General features: G+C 69.1%; 16 protein-coding genes, 1 tRNA gene and 1 pseudogene. 6 read left to right on the forward strand and 12 right to left on the reverse strand.

What is annotated here, in order from left to right; translation table 11 throughout:
• The gene (locus RM1_RS09700) at positions 1–939 is read right to left on the reverse strand and encodes a serine/threonine dehydratase (protein ID WP_072751088.1); all 939 of its coding nucleotides are present in this window, start codon (positions 937–939) and stop codon (positions 1–3) included.
• Positions 936–2,966 (reverse strand): bifunctional copper resistance protein CopD/cytochrome c oxidase assembly protein, encoded by a 2,031-nt coding sequence (locus tag RM1_RS09705; protein WP_072751089.1) that lies wholly within the window; start codon positions 2,964–2,966, stop codon positions 936–938. Before RM1_RS09705 ends, RM1_RS09700 begins: the two co-directional genes overlap by 4 nt.
• Positions 2,967–3,089: 123 nt before the next feature.
• On the opposite strand from RM1_RS09705, the gene RM1_RS09710 reads away from it, so the two are divergent.
• Positions 3,090–3,163: transfer RNA gene (locus tag RM1_RS09710), tRNA-Arg, on the forward strand.
• A 267-nt stretch (positions 3,164–3,430) separates the two neighbouring features.
• Here the strand turns inward: RM1_RS09710 and RM1_RS09715 are convergent.
• The 3 genes from RM1_RS09715 to RM1_RS09725 all read right to left on the reverse strand — a co-directional run bounded on the left by RM1_RS09715 (position 3,431) and on the right by RM1_RS09725 (position 5,863).
• The gene (locus tag RM1_RS09715) at positions 3,431–4,465 is read right to left on the reverse strand and encodes a MerR family transcriptional regulator (protein WP_072751090.1); all 1,035 of its coding nucleotides are present in this window, start codon (positions 4,463–4,465) and stop codon (positions 3,431–3,433) included.
• Positions 4,466–4,481: 16 nt separating this feature from the next.
• Positions 4,482–5,147, reverse strand: a complete 666-nt coding sequence (locus tag RM1_RS09720; RefSeq protein WP_072751091.1) for a HEAT repeat domain-containing protein — start codon at positions 5,145–5,147, stop codon at positions 4,482–4,484.
• Positions 5,148–5,332: 185 nt separating this feature from the next.
• Positions 5,333–5,863, reverse strand: a complete 531-nt coding sequence (locus tag RM1_RS09725; protein ID WP_072751092.1) for a DUF1269 domain-containing protein — start codon at positions 5,861–5,863, stop codon at positions 5,333–5,335.
• A 461-nt stretch (positions 5,864–6,324) separates the two neighbouring features.
• On the opposite strand from RM1_RS09725, the gene RM1_RS27025 reads away from it, so the two are divergent.
• Entirely contained in the window at positions 6,325–6,456 is a 132-nt protein-coding gene (locus RM1_RS27025) for a hypothetical protein (protein ID WP_269321294.1), read from the forward strand.
• 313 nt (positions 6,457–6,769) lie between these two features.
• Positions 6,770–7,162 carry a hypothetical protein gene (locus RM1_RS09730; RefSeq protein ID WP_027499836.1) on the forward strand — a complete coding sequence of 131 codons (393 nt, stop codon included), beginning with the start codon at positions 6,770–6,772 and terminating at the stop codon, positions 7,160–7,162.
• Between the two features lie 19 nt (positions 7,163–7,181).
• On the opposite strand, the gene RM1_RS26385 is transcribed toward RM1_RS09730, so the two are convergent.
• The 4 genes from RM1_RS26385 to RM1_RS09745 form a co-directional block, all read right to left on the reverse strand.
• Complete coding sequence (locus RM1_RS26385) at positions 7,182–7,352, reverse strand: hypothetical protein (RefSeq protein ID WP_169310514.1); 171 nt, start codon at positions 7,350–7,352, stop codon at positions 7,182–7,184.
• Positions 7,353–7,465: 113 nt separating this feature from the next.
• Positions 7,466–7,717: a hypothetical protein gene (locus RM1_RS09735; RefSeq protein ID WP_072751093.1), complete on the reverse strand. Its 252-nt coding sequence runs from the start codon at positions 7,715–7,717 to the stop codon at positions 7,466–7,468.
• A gap of 14 nt (positions 7,718–7,731) precedes the next feature.
• Positions 7,732–8,904 carry a fatty acid desaturase family protein gene (locus tag RM1_RS09740; RefSeq protein ID WP_072751094.1) on the reverse strand — a complete coding sequence of 391 codons (1,173 nt, stop codon included), beginning with the start codon at positions 8,902–8,904 and terminating at the stop codon, positions 7,732–7,734.
• 25 nt (positions 8,905–8,929) lie between these two features.
• Positions 8,930–9,988 carry a ferredoxin reductase gene (locus RM1_RS09745; RefSeq protein WP_245816188.1) on the reverse strand — a complete coding sequence of 353 codons (1,059 nt, stop codon included), beginning with the start codon at positions 9,986–9,988 and terminating at the stop codon, positions 8,930–8,932.
• A 201-nt stretch (positions 9,989–10,189) separates the two neighbouring features.
• Between RM1_RS09745 and RM1_RS09750 the strand changes: the two genes are divergently transcribed.
• The 3 genes and pseudogenes from RM1_RS09750 to RM1_RS09760 all read left to right on the forward strand — a co-directional run bounded on the left by RM1_RS09750 (position 10,190) and on the right by RM1_RS09760 (position 12,961).
• Complete coding sequence (locus RM1_RS09750; RefSeq protein WP_083576623.1) at positions 10,190–10,807, forward strand: TetR family transcriptional regulator; 618 nt, start codon at positions 10,190–10,192, stop codon at positions 10,805–10,807.
• A gap of 58 nt (positions 10,808–10,865) precedes the next feature.
• Positions 10,866–11,791: pseudogene (locus RM1_RS09755) on the forward strand (LysR family transcriptional regulator).
• Between the two features lie 150 nt (positions 11,792–11,941).
• On the forward strand, positions 11,942–12,961 hold the full coding sequence (locus RM1_RS09760; RefSeq protein WP_072751096.1) for an FUSC family protein: 1,020 nt from the start codon (positions 11,942–11,944) through the stop codon (positions 12,959–12,961).
• On the opposite strand, the gene RM1_RS09765 is transcribed toward RM1_RS09760, so the two are convergent.
• From RM1_RS09765 to RM1_RS09775, 3 genes are all read right to left on the reverse strand, one after another.
• Positions 12,958–13,674 carry an HNH endonuclease family protein gene (locus RM1_RS09765; protein WP_072751097.1) on the reverse strand — a complete coding sequence of 239 codons (717 nt, stop codon included), beginning with the start codon at positions 13,672–13,674 and terminating at the stop codon, positions 12,958–12,960. The two genes, RM1_RS09760 and RM1_RS09765, sit on opposite strands and share 4 nt — an antisense overlap.
• Positions 13,675–13,812: 138 nt before the next feature.
• Entirely contained in the window at positions 13,813–14,412 is a 600-nt protein-coding gene (locus tag RM1_RS26565) for a hypothetical protein (RefSeq protein ID WP_072751098.1), read from the reverse strand.
• Positions 14,413–14,515: 103 nt separating this feature from the next.
• On the reverse strand, positions 14,516–15,967 hold the full coding sequence (locus RM1_RS09775; RefSeq protein ID WP_218019688.1) for an MFS transporter: 1,452 nt from the start codon (positions 15,965–15,967) through the stop codon (positions 14,516–14,518).
• Positions 15,968–16,162 lie beyond the last annotated feature (195 nt).

Raw genomic sequence — 16,162 nt, forward strand, 5'->3', positions numbered from 1 at the left:
CTAGTCCGTGGGCAGCGTCGTCGGGTCCGTGTTGGCGCCACAGATCACGGCGGCGATCCGCTCCCCCTCGGCAGGCGCGTAGGCGCCGCTGAGCAGGGCGGCGATCGGCGCCGCGGCCGCATGCTCCACCGCCAGCCGGAAATCGCGCCACAGCAGGCTCCGCGCCAGGGCGATCGCCTCGTCCTCGACCAGCACCGAGCCGATCCCGGTCCGGCGGGCGACATCCATGGCGATGTCACCGAGGCGGGTCGCGCCGAGCGCATCGGCCGCGATGCTGTCCACCGCCACGTCCACCGGGGCGCCGGCGGCGAGCGCCGCGTGCAGGGTCGGGGCGCCGCTCGGCTCCACCCCGACGACCGACTTCTCCCCCGCCAGCGCCGCGGCGATCCCCGCGACGAGGCCGCCGCCACCCACCGCGACCAGCACCGTGGTGGCATCGGGAACCTCCTCGGCCAGCTCGAGCCCGATCGTCCCCGCACCCGCGACCACATCGGGCAGGTCGTAGGCGTGCAACTGCTGGGCGCCCTGCCGCGCGGCGATGGCCGACGCCCGGACGTAGGCGTCCGCGTAGCGCTCGCCGTCGAGCACGACATCGGCGCCGAGGGCACGCAGCCGATCCACCTTCACCGTGGGCGCCGAGGCCGGGACGACCACCGTGCACGCGATTCCCAGCATCCCGGCCGCGGTGGCGGCCGCGATCCCGGCATTCCCGCCGGACGCGATCACCACCGGCGAATCACGGTGCGCGCCATCCCGGTTCAGCATGGCGTTGAGGCTGCCGCGGATCTTGAACGACCCGCCGAGCTGCAGGTGCTCGAGCTTGAGCGCGACCGGGACGTCCCCGCCCGGCGTCGGCAGGACCACCCGGAGCACCGGGGTCCGCCGGACAAGGGCACCGACCCGCCGCCGCGCGGCGAGCACGTCCTCGCGTGTGGTCACCGCCCGGCTTCGTGGTCGCGCCGCGCCAGCTCCGCGAACATCGCGTTGTGTGCCGCGAGCTCGGCGTCGTCATCGCGGTCCGCCGCCCGGTCGACCCGCTTGGCCGTCTTCTGGTCGCTGCGCGACCACTGCACCAGCAACGCCAGCATCACCAGCACGAGCGGGATCTCGCCGGTGGCCCAGGCGATGCCACCACCGAGCCGCTGATCACCGATGAGGTCCGAGTTCCAGTCCAGGCCCAGCGCCCGGTAGTACCAGCCGCCCATCACCTCGCCCATGCTCATCAGCGCGATGCCGAAGAAGGCGTGGAAGGGCAACGACCCGAAGACCATCGCCAGCTTGGTGATCGGCTGCAGGTTGCGCGGCGCCGGGTCGATGCCGATCACCACCCAGTAGAAGAGATAGCCACTCAGGATGAAGTGCACGTTCATCAGCAGGTGCGCGCCGTGCGAGTCGAGCGTCGCGCCGAAGATGCCGCCGAGGTACAGGGCGTAGAAGCCGCCGACGAAGAGCACCGAGGCCACCAGCGGGTGGGTCAGGAATCGGGACACGGGGCTGTGCAGCGCGGCCAGCAGCCACTCGCGTGGACCGGGCACCCCCTTGGGCCCGGCCGGGGACAACGCGCGCAACGCCAGGGTCATCGGCCCGCCGAGCACCAGCAGCACCGGTGCGAGCATCGACAGCGCCATGTGTGCGCCCATGTGCACGCTGAACACCGCGGGCGAGTACCTGCCGAGGCCCGAGGAGGTCGCGACCAGCAGCGTCGCGCAGCCCAGCACCCAGGCGATGGTGCGGCCGACGGGCCACGTGTCCCCGCGCTTGCGGAGCCGTCGCACGCCGAGCAGGTAGACCACCGCCATGATGATGGCCGCGGTGCCGAAGACGAGGTCGAACCGCCAGTCGAACGCGAGCCGTTCGAAGGTCGGCGGGCCGTCCAGGTTGTAGCCCAACTGCACCTCGGTCGGGGTCGGGTTGATGTTCTCGGCCGGGGGCGGGGTCCGGCCGAGACCGACGGCGATGCCGATGGTCGCGGCGAAGATGATCGCCTCGCCGCCTGCGAAGCGGATCAGCGGGCCGCGGGCCGTCGGGTCGGCGGCAAGGGCGGGCAGCGCGCTGCGCCGCTGCAGGTAACCGAACACGCCCAGGACCACCAGCGCGACGGTCTTGGCCACGAGCAGCCAGCCGTAGGTGCTGGTGAACAGCTCGCGCAGCGGCAGCCGCACCAGTCCGTTGAGGACACCGGAGATCGCCATCACCACAAACGCCACCGTGGCGACGTTCGAGAACCGGCGCGTTGCGACGTCGGTGTACGCGCCCCGCCTGCGCGCGTGCGCGAGCAGCGCGAACAGCCCGCCCGCCCACAATGCCGCGGCGATCAGGTGCCAGAGCAGGCTGTTGGTGGCCAGATCGTGCGATCCGCCGGAGGAGGAGTGCCCGGTCAGCGCGAGCGGGATCAGGGTGGCGATGCCGAGCAGCAGCAGCACCGGGGTCCAGGACCAGCGCAGGACCAGTCGAGTGGCCACCGCGAGCAGCACCGCCAGGATCGCGGTCGACCGCCACGCCCCCGCGAGCTCGATCTGCGGGATCGCCTTCCAGAGGTTGGCGGGCTGGATGGCCGCGCTCAGCGGCTGACCGGAGGTGTCCGAGACGGTCAGCGGCACCAGGGCCAGCGCACAGGCAGCCCAGACGATGGCGGCGTTCGACGCGGTACGCACCGCCCGGTAGCCGTCGACGTCGAGCACCCCGCTGCGCTGCGGCGGCACCAGGAACGCGGCGAGCAGCAACGACCCGATCGCCAGGACGGCGGCGACCTCACCGGCAGCCTTCACGGCGGGCAGTCCGTATGTGGTGAGGGGACCCGGGTCGGGGATGCCGAGCAGCACCAGCGCGTCCGAGGCGGACAGCCCGACGATGATCGCCGCGACCAGCCCCGCGATGATCCCGAGCGTCACGAAGATAGGTACCGAGTTCTCCCCCGCCCTTCGGATCGGCGACGGGGCGGAGGGGGCGAGCTCGGGTGATGCCATGCCAACAAGGGTAGGAGGCGCGCGCCTGCCGGGTTCGTCCAGGTTCGCCGACCCGTAAGCGAACCTATCGAATATTGCGCAGACCTACCGGTAGACTCCGGAGCCGATCCGGTCACGGATCACGCCTCCGTAGCTCAGTTGGATAGAGCAAGAGCCTTCTAATCTCTAGGTCGCAGGTTCGATTCCTGCCGGGGGCACACCTTTGATTCAGGTCACACCCTGTTTCCGGTTTCGAGCACGGCCCCGTCCCGTTGGCGTTCCGTCTGGAGACGATCTCGATGTGGTGATACTTGGAAGAACTGCCCGCAGAGATTCGGAACTGGCTGGCGTCTGTCGCGCCGGAGCTCTGGTAGGGCAGATCCTGATCGCGTCACCGGCCCGACGTCGCCCGGAATGAACCCCTAGGGCATGAGCCACCAGATCAGTGGGAAGTCCATCGCCGATTCGAGGCGATGCGAATGTTGCTACTTTTCAGCAACTTTGGGTGATCGCTGTCTTCGACTGCGGTCCTGCGTGTTCACGATCGCCGCCGCCGTGGACGCGATCGTCCGGTCGCCGTCACGGGTCAGTCGGGTGAGGGCCCTCCGTGCCGCCGTGCCGGGAATCTCGGCAAGGGCCTGCGTGATCCGCAACCGTGTCGGCGCATCATCGGTCTTGTCGATCTGGTCCTGCATGACCTCGACGAGGTCGTCTGCCGCGGGCGACAGCTCGGCCAGCAGGCCCAACACCTCGGCAGCCTCGACATCGCGCCGCCCCACGACAACCATCTCGAGGAGGGCGGGCACGGAATCGACGTTCCCGCGAGAGCCGAGAGCCAGGGCCGCGTATCCGCGGACCGTGGCGTCCGAATCATCGAGGGCTCGTCTCAGGAGTACCGCCGCCTCCTCGGTGTGCACTACCGCTATGGCCGCGGTCGCGCGGCGCCGGACGTCGACCGTCTCCGAGGCGAGACCAACGGCAAGAGCTGTGAGCCCCGGACCGGCGGCCCGCGCCAACGACCACCGCAGCGCCCCGGCCACATTGGGGTCGTCCTCCGACAGCAAGGCCTCGACCAGCGCTTCGACGGGCAGCGACGACTTGTCTCCCTGAGACAGGATCGCCTGTTGACGGCGCGCCGCGGACTCCGATTCGAGCGCGCGCAGCAAAGTGACGATGTGCAGGGCGTCGTCCCATTCCGCCGGTGCGGCGGCGTCGACGTGTTCGAGCTTCGTGAGCAGTTCCTCCTCGGCAGCGATCCGCTGGCGCGTGTGCCGGATGAGGTCCCCCACCAGGTCGGCGGGCGCGAAGTCCGGCTCGTCCAGTGCGCGCTTGGCCTCGTTCAACGAGAGCCCAAGGGTCCTCAGGCTCTCGACGTGGAAGAGCCGGCGGATGTCGTCGGCGGAGTACTCGCGGTAGCCGCCTGACGTGCGGCCCGTTGGCGTCACCAGCCCCAACGTGTCGTAATGGCGCAGCATCCGAGTGCTGACACCGCAACGCCGGGAGACCTCACCGATCAACATCCCCGTCTCCTCCTCACTACGTGTCCGGGCCGGCGACCGCGACGCGCTTCGCCATCTCGACAGCGAGGGTGAAGCCGCTGTCGGGGTCGCGAATCAACTGCTGCGTGGCGCCCGCATGCGCACGAATCCGCGGATCGGGACTCGCCCCGGCCGCCGCGAGGACCGGGACGACGCCCTCCCCGAGCGCCACCAGCGCACGGCTCAGACTGAGCTGCATGTGGTGGTCTCCCCGTCCGAGCTCGGTCGCCAGATCGTCGGCCAGCCCTGCCTCGTCGCCGGGGGGCACGAGAACCGCGGCCGCCCGCCACGCGCTCCGCGCGACCTCGTCGTGCTCGTCGTGCAGCAGCGCCGACACCGCAGGCCAGGCGAACCGATCCCCGATCTTGGACAGGGTGTGCAGCGCCTGACTGCGGGCCTGTGGGGTGTCGGATCCGAGCTCGTCGATCAGCACGGGCACCGTGATCTCGGCGGGCAGGCGGCACAAGGCCCAGGTCAGCATGTCCCGGACGAAGAAGTCCGGCTCGACGGCGCACCGAGCCACGAGAGTGTCCGCGAGTCGGGGGTCGGGGGTCGTGCCTGCGGCGAGCGCCGCCTGCAGCCGAACCGACGGGTCGGCCGCGGCCAGAGCATCGACGAAGTGAGCATTCGGCCCACCGTGGTTGGTTGTGTACACGACAACCACCTCCTTCGTCGACCATTCGAATCCTTGACACTGTGTCAGGGTCAAGCCTCGTTGTCTGTGAGTGTCGAGATCCGTGCGGTCACCGGTCGGCATTCTGAACGCGAACGCGGGACCGACCCCGAGAAAGGGATCGGTCCCGCAACGGACTCATGGTTACGCCGGGACGACGACACCGGCGCAACGGATCAGGACTTGGAGGCCTCGTCGATCTCCTTGCTGACCTGCTCGAGATCCGCCTCGAGCTGCTTCTTGGTCACCTTGGCTGCGCGTTTGAGCGCCCTCTCGACGCGCGCCTCGAGATCCGTCGCCGCAACGACGATCAGCCCGCTCTCACCCTCGTCGAGCAGTTCACCCACCTCCTTGAGGTCGGAGCGGCTCATCCCCGCCGCGACGTGCCCGCCGAGGGCCCCGAGGCCCGCGCCGCCCGCGCCGCCCAGCAACAACCCGGCCCCGAGCCCGACGGCCGGGAAGAGGGCGACCAGCGCGCCGCCGACCAGGCCGATGCCGAGCCCGCCCCAGGCGCCCTGCCGGGTCGGCTGCTCGTGCTTCTTGACGATCTTGACCTTGCCCTTGTCGGTCCGCGTGATGACGGCCGCGTCGTAGGTGTCGACCAGGTGGGCCTCGACATAGAGGTCGTGCACGGCGTCGTAGTCGGCGATCGCGGCGTCCTCCGAGTCGTAGACCGCCGCAAGCAGAGCGAATGTGTCCATGGCCATGGGGTTCCTCCATTGGGGTTGTCGTCCGGCTCCCAGCCTCGGCTCCCGCGGCGCGGACGGCATCCCCCAAAACGGGTGACCGCCGAGGCCCGGCCACACCGCCGACCGCAATCACCCAAAATCGGTGGCGGATTCCTGCAACATTGAACCGAGACCCGGCGATATACAGGGTTGAGGTGAGTCCCCATGACGGACAATGACGTCGCACGGCGCGCCGGAGCGGGCAGTGGACCAGACCGCGGGCATTTCGCGGTGGCCACCTGCCGCTCGCCACCGCCGCCGCGACCGCGCGTTCCCTGATCGCGCCCAAGGATTCCGGATCGCCCCGCGCGATCGACGGAAGTCAGAACGGCGTTGCCGTCCTCTCGAGCGGTGGGCGGGAATTGCTCGACTGGTGCGCCTCGCGTTCAGTTGCGATCACACCGCTCACACCACGAACTACCCCATGAAGGCGGCAAAAGATGGACCTCGAAATGCTCGAGAAGCTGATCGATCTCATGAGCAAGGTGATGGACATGATGGGCGGCATGCAGGGCGGCGGAGGAGGCGCAGGCCCCCTCGGCAGCCTCGGCGGAGGCAGCCTCGGGTCGTGATCGACCCTCCTGCAGGAAAGGCTCTCGACCCACGGGTCGGGGGCCTTTTCTCGTCACAGTGAGCTGGTGGCCGCGGTCGGCGGAAGGCGATCTCCGCTGTTCCAGTCGTGGGCAGGCGACCACCGCGCTAGTGTTTTTACCTGACTCTTGGCGACTCCGTGGAGGTGCGCTATGGAAGTGGCCGCACCGTACGGCGCGATCCGAGCTCTCGTTCCTGCGCGAAGTCCGTCGCCCCCAGCCGCCGACAAGACCAGCCGACACTCCGGCGACTGAATTGGATCATGGCCATCCAAACCAGTATTGGAGTCCTGCAATGAATCCGACCAAATCTCTTGCCGCGTCTGCGCTCGTGGTCGTCGCCCTCGGCGCCGGCGCCGGAACCGCCTACGCCGAACCCGCGGTGCCGCCACCCCCCGGCGCCGAGGCCGTCTCGGACGCGATCTGGCCCGACAATCCCACCAAGCAATCCGCCTTCGACGCCTTCGCAACCGAGGTCGCCGTCGGCTGGAACAACGGCGGCGGGCAGGGCGCACTCATCGGGCTCGGCGTCGGCGCGGGCATCGGCTGCCTGTCGATCTTTCCCAACTTCATCGCCGGGTGCATCGTGGGCGGCGTGATCGGCGCAGGCGTGGGTGCCATGAACGGGATCAAGGACTCCAACCCGAACGTGCTGCCCGCCTTCGACAAGTTCATGGCGACGCCCTAGGTCGGCGCCAGCCAGGTCCCTACTTCGTCGCGCCCTTGCGAACCACCGTCAGCTTGTGCAGGCGTGAGGAGATCCGCTTGTCGTCGCTGCCGCGCAGCAGGGCGATCCCGGACCGGATCTCCTCCACCGCCCAGGTGCCGGCGGTATCCGAAATATGCACCAGGTCGCCGACCTGAACTGCCTCACTCATCGCCGTTCTCCGCATCCACTACTCCAGGCGGGCGCGTGTCATCGTCCCGCCGATCATCATCAGCTGGATCAATTATCACGCGCCGGGTGCCGGGTGCCGCAGACGGGCGGCGACTACTTGCCTGCGGGGCCGTCGTCGACGTCCGCCTCGCCCGCCGGGACGTCCGGTTCCTCGTCGGCTGCGTCCGCCTGCGCCCGCTTCGACGCCTCGCGCATCTCGATGCCGTCGGTGATCCAGTCCCCGATCTCGCGGGTCACGTCCCGGACCGCCCCTGCGATGATCATCGCGATCTTGCCGACGTGCGTGGCCCCGGACTCGGTCAGCTCCTGCACGGTGTCCTTGCGTCGCTCGAACTTGCTCACCATGGACGCGTCACCTCTCACGCTGTGGCCTTCTGACGTTCGACGATAACACCGGGAGCCGACTCGGATCGGGTGAGGAACGGCGGCAACGCGAGCTTGAAGATCTTGCCCCACACCGATCCGATCTGCTTGAAGAAGCCACCGGTGTTGTACGGCAGACCGTGCTTCTCGCACAGCGCCCGCACGTGCGGCGCCATCTCGGGATAGCGGTGCGCCGGGATGTCGGGGAACAGGTGGTGCTCGATCTGGTGCGAGAGGTTTCCGGACATGATGTGGAACAGCGGACTCCCCTCGATGTTCGCGCTGCCGAGCATCTGGCGCACATACCACTGCCCCTGGGTCTCCTCCGCGGTCTCCTCCTCGCTGAAGGTCTGCACTCCCGTCGGGAAGTGCCCGCAGAAGATGATCGAGTACGTCCACAGGTTGCGGACCAGGTTGGCGCTCGCGTTACCGAGCAGGGTGGTCACGAACAGCGGGCCGGTCAGGGCCGGGAACACGAGGTAGTCCTTGAGGACCTGACGACCGGCCTTGCGCCACATGCCCTGCAGCAGCGGCTTGACGTCGTGCCACTTGCGCTTGCCCTTGACGATGTTCTCGGTCTCGAGGTCGTGCAGCATCACACCCCACTCGAAGAAGACCATGAGCGCGAACGCGTAGACGGGGTTGCCCAGGTAGTACGGATTCCACTTCTGGGCCTCGTCCATCCGCAGGATGCCGTAACCGATGTCGCGGTCGCGGCCGACGATATTGGTGAAGGTGTGGTGCATGTAGTTGTGCGAGTGCCGCCATTGGTCCGCGGGGCACACGGTGTCCCATTCGAAGACCCGCGAGTTCAGGCCGGGTTCACGCATCCAGTCGTACTGGCCGTGCATGACGTTGTGGCCGATCTCCATGTTGTCGAGGATCTTCGAGATGCCGAGGGCGCCGACGCCGGCGAGCCAGAAGGGCGGCAGGAACCCGAGGTACATCAGGCCGCGGCCGGCCACCTCGAAGCCACGCTGCGCCTTGATGATCTTGTAGATGTACTCGCGGTCCTGTTCGCCGAGGTCGGCGACGATCCGGGCGCGCAACTCGTCGAGTTCGCGTCCGATCTCCTCGACCTGCTCGTAGCTGAGCACGATCGGGGCTGTGGTCTCTTCGTTCTTCGCGCCGCCGAGGAACGGCAGCGTCGGGAGGGACAAACCGAGCATGGGAGTTCTCCTTGGTCGAAGGTGATCAGATGTCGACGGAGACGTCGCCGACGGCAGCCGAGATGCACAGCTGGATCGGCTGATCCGGGTCGGAGTCGGTCTCGCCGGTACGCAGGTTCCTGGTGCAGCCGGAGGTCTTGACCGCGGTGCAGGAGAAGCAGATCCCCATCCGGCACCCGAATTCGGGAGTCAGACCGGCGGCCTCCGCCTGGTCGAGCAGGCTCGCCCCCGAGTTCTGCGCGGTCACCCCCGACGCGGTGAACGTGAGCAGGCCGGTCGCATCGGAGTCGGCGACGGCCACCGGCGCGGTGAACTCCTCGGTGTGCAGCCGCTCGGCGAGCCCGATCCGGTCGTAGTGCTCGCGAACCCCCCGCATCAGCCCGGGCGGGCCGCACAGGTAGGTCTGGGCCTCGCCGTGCCAGGGCGCCGCGGCCTCGAGGTGCTCCTGCCCGAAGAAGCCGTGCAGATCGCCGCCGTCCGACTGACCCGTGTAGGCCAGCACCACCCGCAGGTTGTCGTGGTCCGCCGCAAGCTGGGCCAGCTCGACGCGATGGGCCACGCCCCGCTCGGTGTCGGCGTAGTGCAGGAAGGTGATCTCGCCGTCGTGCCCCTCGTCGAGGAGGGTGCGCAGCATCGACAGCACCGGCGTGATGCCGCTGCCACCGCTGATGAGCAGGATCTTCTCGGGCCTGCGGGCGGGCATTCGGAACACACCGTCCGCCTGAGACAGGCTCACCACGAGCCCCGGCTCGGCGTTGGCGTGCAGGTACTGCGACACCAGGCCCTGCGGGTGCGCCTTGACGGTGAGCTCGATGTGTCCGTCCGAACGGTGCTGTGAGCAGGCGGGTGAATAGCACCGGGTGTGCCGGACACCGTCGATCACCACCCCGATCTGGACGAACTGGCCGGCCTCGAAGCCCCGCCACTGCCGGGTGGGGCGCAGCGTGAGGGTGACGGTGTCCGCGGTCGTGCGGCGCACCTCGGTGACCTCGGCCCGCAGGTCGCGCACGGTCGCCATCGGGTTCACGAGCTCGAGGTACCTGTCGATCTGGTGCGGGCTCGCCATCGCCTCGAACAGCGACATCAGCGAGAGCCGTCGGGTCCGGGTTCGGGTCTGCAAGGTCACCACGGCCTCCTGGTGAGAGTTTCGGAGAGTTTCAGTGAACACTCGTACACAAACAAGTGTGTCAGGAAGTACCAGGTAGATGTCAACCCCAACGGCGATGTGACGCCGATTACAGACCATCCGTACACAGAACAAGTGAACACACATACACTGATTGCCGTGACCGAACCGGAGACCAGGGCCGAACGCAAGGAGCGCACAAGGGCAGCACTCCTCGACGGAGCCCTCGAGCTACTGGAGGACCGCAGTTTCGCGAACCTGAGCCTGCGCGAGGTCGCGCGGTCGGCCGGGATCGTCCCGACCGCGTTCTACCGGCACTTCGCGTCGATGGACGACCTCGGCGTCGCCCTTGTCGAGGACAGCATGCGCATGCTGCGCCGGATGCTGCGCGAGGCGCGTCGCGACCCGAGTGCCAAGAACGCGGGCGCGTCGCTGGAGATCCTGCTGCGGCAGGTGCACACGCACGAGGGCCAGTTCCGGTTCCTCAGTCGCGAACGCTACGGCGGCGTCGCCGAGGTCAGGCGGGCCATCGCCTCCGAATTACGTTTGTTCGCAAGCGAACTCACCATCGACCTGTCCCGGGTACCGGGCCTGTCCGGCTGGGAGGTCGAGGACCTCGAAATGGCCGCCGACCTGATCGTGGGCACCATGATGTCCACCGTCGTTGGCGTCCTCGAGGTCGACCAGCGCGACGAGCGCGAGGTGATCACCCGCGCCGAACGTCAGCTGAGGCTGATCATGATCGGGATGGGCGGCTGGCGATCCGGGCCGCGGTGACACCGTCGGCGGCCGAATTCGGGGCCCGGCCGTGTACCGGGGCGTGGTCGAATAGGCCATGCAGTTCCGCCAGCTCGAGTACTTCGTGGCGCTCGCCCGGGAGCGACACTTCGCTCGCGCCGCGAGCGCCTGCTACGTGTCCCAACCGGCGCTGTCGGAAGCGATCCGCAAGCTCGAGCACGAACTGAAGGTCCCGCTGGTCCGCCGCGGGCGTGCCTTCGAAGGCCTCACCCCCGAGGGCGAACGGCTGGTGCCGTGGGCGCGGCGCATCCTGGCCGACCACGATCTGCTCAAGCAGGAGTCGCGGCGCTGCAGACCGGCCTCTCCGGCGAGCTCCGGCTCGGGGTGATCCCGGCCGCGTCGACGACCGTCGCGCTGCTCACCGACCCGTTCTGCGCGGAGCACCCGCTCGTCCGCGTACAGCTCGAATCGGGCCTGCGGTCGGCCGAGATCCTCGACAGAATCCGACGATTCGAGCTCGACGCCGGACTCGTCCACCCGGACGGGGAGGACACCGCCGGCCTTCTCGTCACGCCATTGTACGAGGAGCTGCACGTCCTCGTCGCGGGCAGCGAACTGCCCACCGGCCGATCGGGCACCATCGGCTGGCAGGACGCGCTGGAACTCCCGATGTGCCTGCTGAACACGGGCATGCGTGGCCGCCAGCTCATCGACGATGCGCTGGCCACGCGCGGCCTCGCGGCGTCACCGCAGCTCGAAACCGATTCCGCCGTCACGCTTCTCGCCCACATCGGCACCGGCCGCTGGGCGAGCATCATCCCTCAGGCCTGGCTTCGCAGCCTGGTCCCACCCGCGGGCGCTCGCGTGCTGGCGCTGGATGGCCCGGCGATCAGGGCTCGGGTCGCGCTGGTCACCGACGCGGCGGAGCCCGGCTCTGTGCTGACCCGTGCCCTGATACGGACCGCGCAGGCTGTCGATGTCGACGCCTCGCTCCGCGTACCGCCCGGACCTGCCACCGACTGACGCCCTCTCGATCGGCCGCGCCTATCGAGCGTTCGGAAACGTGTCTTGGACACCCATGGCGCCGCCCCGCGAGACTGAGATCGCTTTCCGACACGACGAACAGCGACGAGTACAGCTGCCACGCGGCCGGTCTCGGATCGGAGTACATCCTTGCGCGCGGCACCGGCACCTCGACTGCTCAGCGTTGTCCGCGTCGAGAACGACCACCTGCACGCGGGCAGGGTTGCGATCGGACTGGTCGTTCCCGGACTCGTGCTGGTGGCGGCCGGGCGCCCCGACCTGATCATCTACGCCGTCTTCGGATCGTTCACCGGCATGTACGGACGGTCCGAATGCCACCGCGAGCGACTCAGACATCAGGTGCAGGCGAGCGCGGTGCTGCTGACCGGTATCGGCATCGGGATCCTGTTGTCGGGCCTTCACGCCCGTCCGTGGGTCCTCGTGGTCACCGAGGTCGGCTTCGCCGCAGTGGGATCGCTGGTGACGGACCGATTCGGCCTCCGGCCCGCCGGCCCGTTCTTCGGGATCTTCGCGCTCGGCGCCGTCGCGACCGTGCCCGCAGGCCACGTCGCGCCGACTGCGGCGCTGTCGATCTGCGCCGCGACGGCGCTGCTCTGCATCGCCGTCGGCCAATCCGGTTCGATTCGCGTCCGGGCGCCCCGATGGGACACGTCCGTTCGACGGATGAGCCCAGGCGAGGACCTGCGTGCCTCGGACGCGTTGGTCCAGGCCGCACGCTACGCGCTGGCCCTCTCCCTCGCCGGTGCGGTGGGACTTCTCCTTGGGATCGGTCACCTCAACTGGGCGCTGGCGGGCGCCGCCGTTCCTCTGGCCGCCACCGACGCGCGCAGCCGCGTCTATCGCGGCATCCACCGCGTGCTGGGCACGGTCGCCGGACTCGGCGTTGCCGCCGCACTGCTCCTACCGGACCTGCCTGCGACCGTGCTCGCCCTCCTGGTGGTCGCCCTGATGTTCCCGACCGAGCTGTTCATGATGCGCAACTACGGCCTGGCCATCGGGTTCTTCACGCCGTTGATAATGCTGATGACCGAACTGGCCGACCCGACAGAGCCGGTGGCGCTCCTGGAGGCCCGGGTTATCGCCACCCTCGTCGGAGTCGCCGCGGGCGTCGCGGTCGCGGTCGTCACCCACCGACCCCGAGTCCCCTAGCAGGACAGAAGCACTCGGGTGATCGCGTCCTTCTCCGCCTGGGTGACCCACAGCCGGTAGGCGGCCTTGACCTCGACCTGCTTCGAGACGTAGGTGCACCGGTACGGCTTTGCAGGCGGAAGCCACGTCGCCGCGTCGCCGTCCGACTTCTGTGCGTTCGTCGGGCCGTCGACCGCGAGCAGATTCCGCGGATCGTTGGCGAAGTCCCTGCGGGTCGGCTCGTCGAGTTGCTGAGCCCCCTTCTGCCAGGCGTCGCTGAGCGCAACCACGTGGTCGATCTGGACCGCGCTCGAGGTGCCCGTACCGCGGGTGAAGGCGATCGACTTGCCGGTGTACGGATCGTGCAGGGTGCCGGTGAGCACGATGCAGTTCCTGGTCCCTGGCTTGACCGTGGTGTCGACGAGGTCGCGGGCGAGGATGTCGTTGCGGGTGTCGCATCCGTTCCTGCCGCCCGCGACGGTGACATCGTCGGTCCAGGATTGTCCGAACAGATCGCGCGAGTACCCCGTCTTGGGTGCACGGCCCTTGACCGGGATCGTCTCCAGCGTGGCGAGGGTGGCGGCCACCCCTTCGGCCTGGGCGCTACCGGAGTCGCCTGCGCTCCCGGTCGGCATCGCCTCCGCCGCAGGGGCAGAGCAGCCGGTCAGGGCAAGCGCAGCCACCGCGGTGGCGATCAGGAACAGACGCGGACGGGTGGCCGAACGAAAACGCAAGGGGGAACTCCTGTTCGAGACGTGAGCGGGCCGCCCAGTATGGCGCACAAAAGGGGTCGGTCCCCGCGCGACGCGCGGGGACCGACCCCTTTGTTGACCCACATCACGGACCGGGTGCGGTCCCGACGTGCATCGCGGCTAGCGATGATCCCGGACGATCGGTCCGGACTGGTCGCGATGGTCGCGGACGATCGGTCCGGATCCATCGGAGGGCCCGACGATCACGCCACCGGGCGGGTTCGGGTCGACCCCGTCTCCACGGTGATCCCGAACGACGGGATCGGACACCGGCGCGGCAGGTGGCGGATCCACCGGATCCACCACGGGACCGCCCGGCTTCGGACCCGGGTCCACGGGTCCGGGGTCCACCGGTCCCGGCTGCGGCGGGACCACCGGATCGGCCACCGGCACGCCGGGCTTCGGGCCCGCCGGGGCAGCCGGGCCGGCCGGGCCGGCCGGGCCTCCCTGGTTCGGGCCCGCGGGACCGACCGGACCCGGGACCGTCGCCGCCTCGACCGGTGCCACCACGGCCCCCGGCTCCACACCACCACCCGTGGCGCGGCCCTTGTCCGCGCCCGGCACGACCGCGCCCCCTGGCCCGGCCGGGGAGTCCACGCTCGTGGCCGTTCCCGGGTCGGTGTGCGATGCGATCGACACGGCACCAACCCCGGCGAGGGCGATGGCGGCCACCGCCGCGGCTGAGGCGAGGACTGTGCGGGTCATGGTGGTCTGGCGCATGGGATGTCGCTCCGTTCGGTTCGGTATCGGGGTTGGAATTCAAGACTCGCCCGCCGCGCCGCCTCCCGAAACACACCCAAGGGTGAGCAATCCGCTCCCTCCGCTACCCGATCCGGGCCCGCCACAGCAGCCAGGCCTGGACGCCGAGCACGACCGCGCCGATCAGTCCGACGACGTGCAGACCGCTCGTGAACGCGGCTTGTGCCGAGGCGAGGAGTTCCGCGCCCGCTGCCGGTGGGAGGTCTGCGGCGACCGCGGCGGCCCCGGCAACGGTCTGCCCTGCCGTGGTCGCGGCCGCGTCGGGAACACCCGCAGGAATCGACCCCGCAATCCGGTGTTGGTAGATGCCGGCGGCGACGCTGCCGAGGATGGCGATGCCAAGGGTCCCGCCGAGATAGTTGCTCGTTTCCGCCACCGATGCCGCGGAGCCGGCTCGTTCGGGCGGCACCGAGCCCATGACGATTCCCGTACCGAGCGCGAACAGCGGACCCGTCCCCAACGCAAGGATCGCGATGCCCGCGATCACCGTGCCGAGACCGGATTCGGGCCCGACGAGGGCCAGCATCGCCGCACCGATCGCCGACAGTGCCAGCCCCGCGGCGATCGCCGTCACCGGCTCGACGCGCCGCGCGATCGCGGGTGAGAGCGTGGTGCCCAGGGCCACCGCCAATCCCATGGGCGCGAACCAGAGTGCGGCCGAGACGGGCGAATGGCCGAGCACCGACTGGAGGTACTGGGTCACCAGCAGGCCCGTTCCCGCCATCACCACCCCGGCGAGGGTCAACGCCAGCAGAATCAGCCGGAAGGAACCGCCGCCCAACAACCGCAGATCCAGCAGGGGGTCGTCCAGCCGCAGCTGACGCACCACGAACGCGACCGCGAACACGCCGCCGAGAACCAGCGCCGACACCGCAACGGTCGACGGCGTCGTGTCGGCGGTCAGCCTCTTCACCCCGTACACGAGCGGCAGGATCGCCAGCATCGACAACGCGACACTCGGCAGATCCAGGCGTGCGGCGTCCGGGTTCCTGAACTCGGGCAGCACAAAGGGCCCCGCGATCATGAGGACCGCGACCGCAGGCACCGCCATCAGGAACACCGCGCCCCACCAGAAATGCGCGAGGAGCAGCCCGCCGACGACCGGTCCGAGGGCGGCGCCGGTGAACGTGCAGGTGGACCAGATGGCGATTGCCGTCCCGCGTTGCCTGCCGTCGCGGAACATGTTCGTGATCAGCGCAAGGGTGGACGGCATCATGGTCGCGCCCGCGATCCCCAACAGCACTCTTGACGCGATGAGCATCTCGGGACCGGTGGAGTAGGCCGCCAGCGTCGAGGCGATCGCGAAGCCAACACTTCCGATGAAAAGCAGCCTGCGCCTGCCGATCCGGTCACCGAGCGTGCCCATCGTGATCACCAGGCCGGCCACCATGAAGCCGTAGATGTCGGCGATCCACAGTTGCTGGACGCCGCTCGCGCCCAGGTCTGCGGTCAGCTGTGGCAACGCCAGGAACAGCGCGTTGATGTCCAGGGCGACAACCAGAGTCGGCAGTGCCAACAACGCCAACCCCAGCCATTGCCTCCGTCCCGCGCGCTCCGTCACTACTGTCGGTGTTGCTGCACCCAATTGGTCCTCCGCTACTGATCCCTGTCGATGCCGGGCTCGCAAGGCCCGGTGTCCTTCGCAGGTAGGTCGTGACCGGCGGTCGGATCTCTACATCGGCTCTCGAAAGAAGAGGTGTCGGGCCGATGT

It is taken from the genome of Rhodococcus maanshanensis NBRC 100610 (genome assembly GCF_001894865.1).
Taxonomy (GTDB): domain Bacteria; phylum Actinomycetota; class Actinomycetes; order Mycobacteriales; family Mycobacteriaceae; genus Rhodococcus_G; species Rhodococcus_G maanshanensis.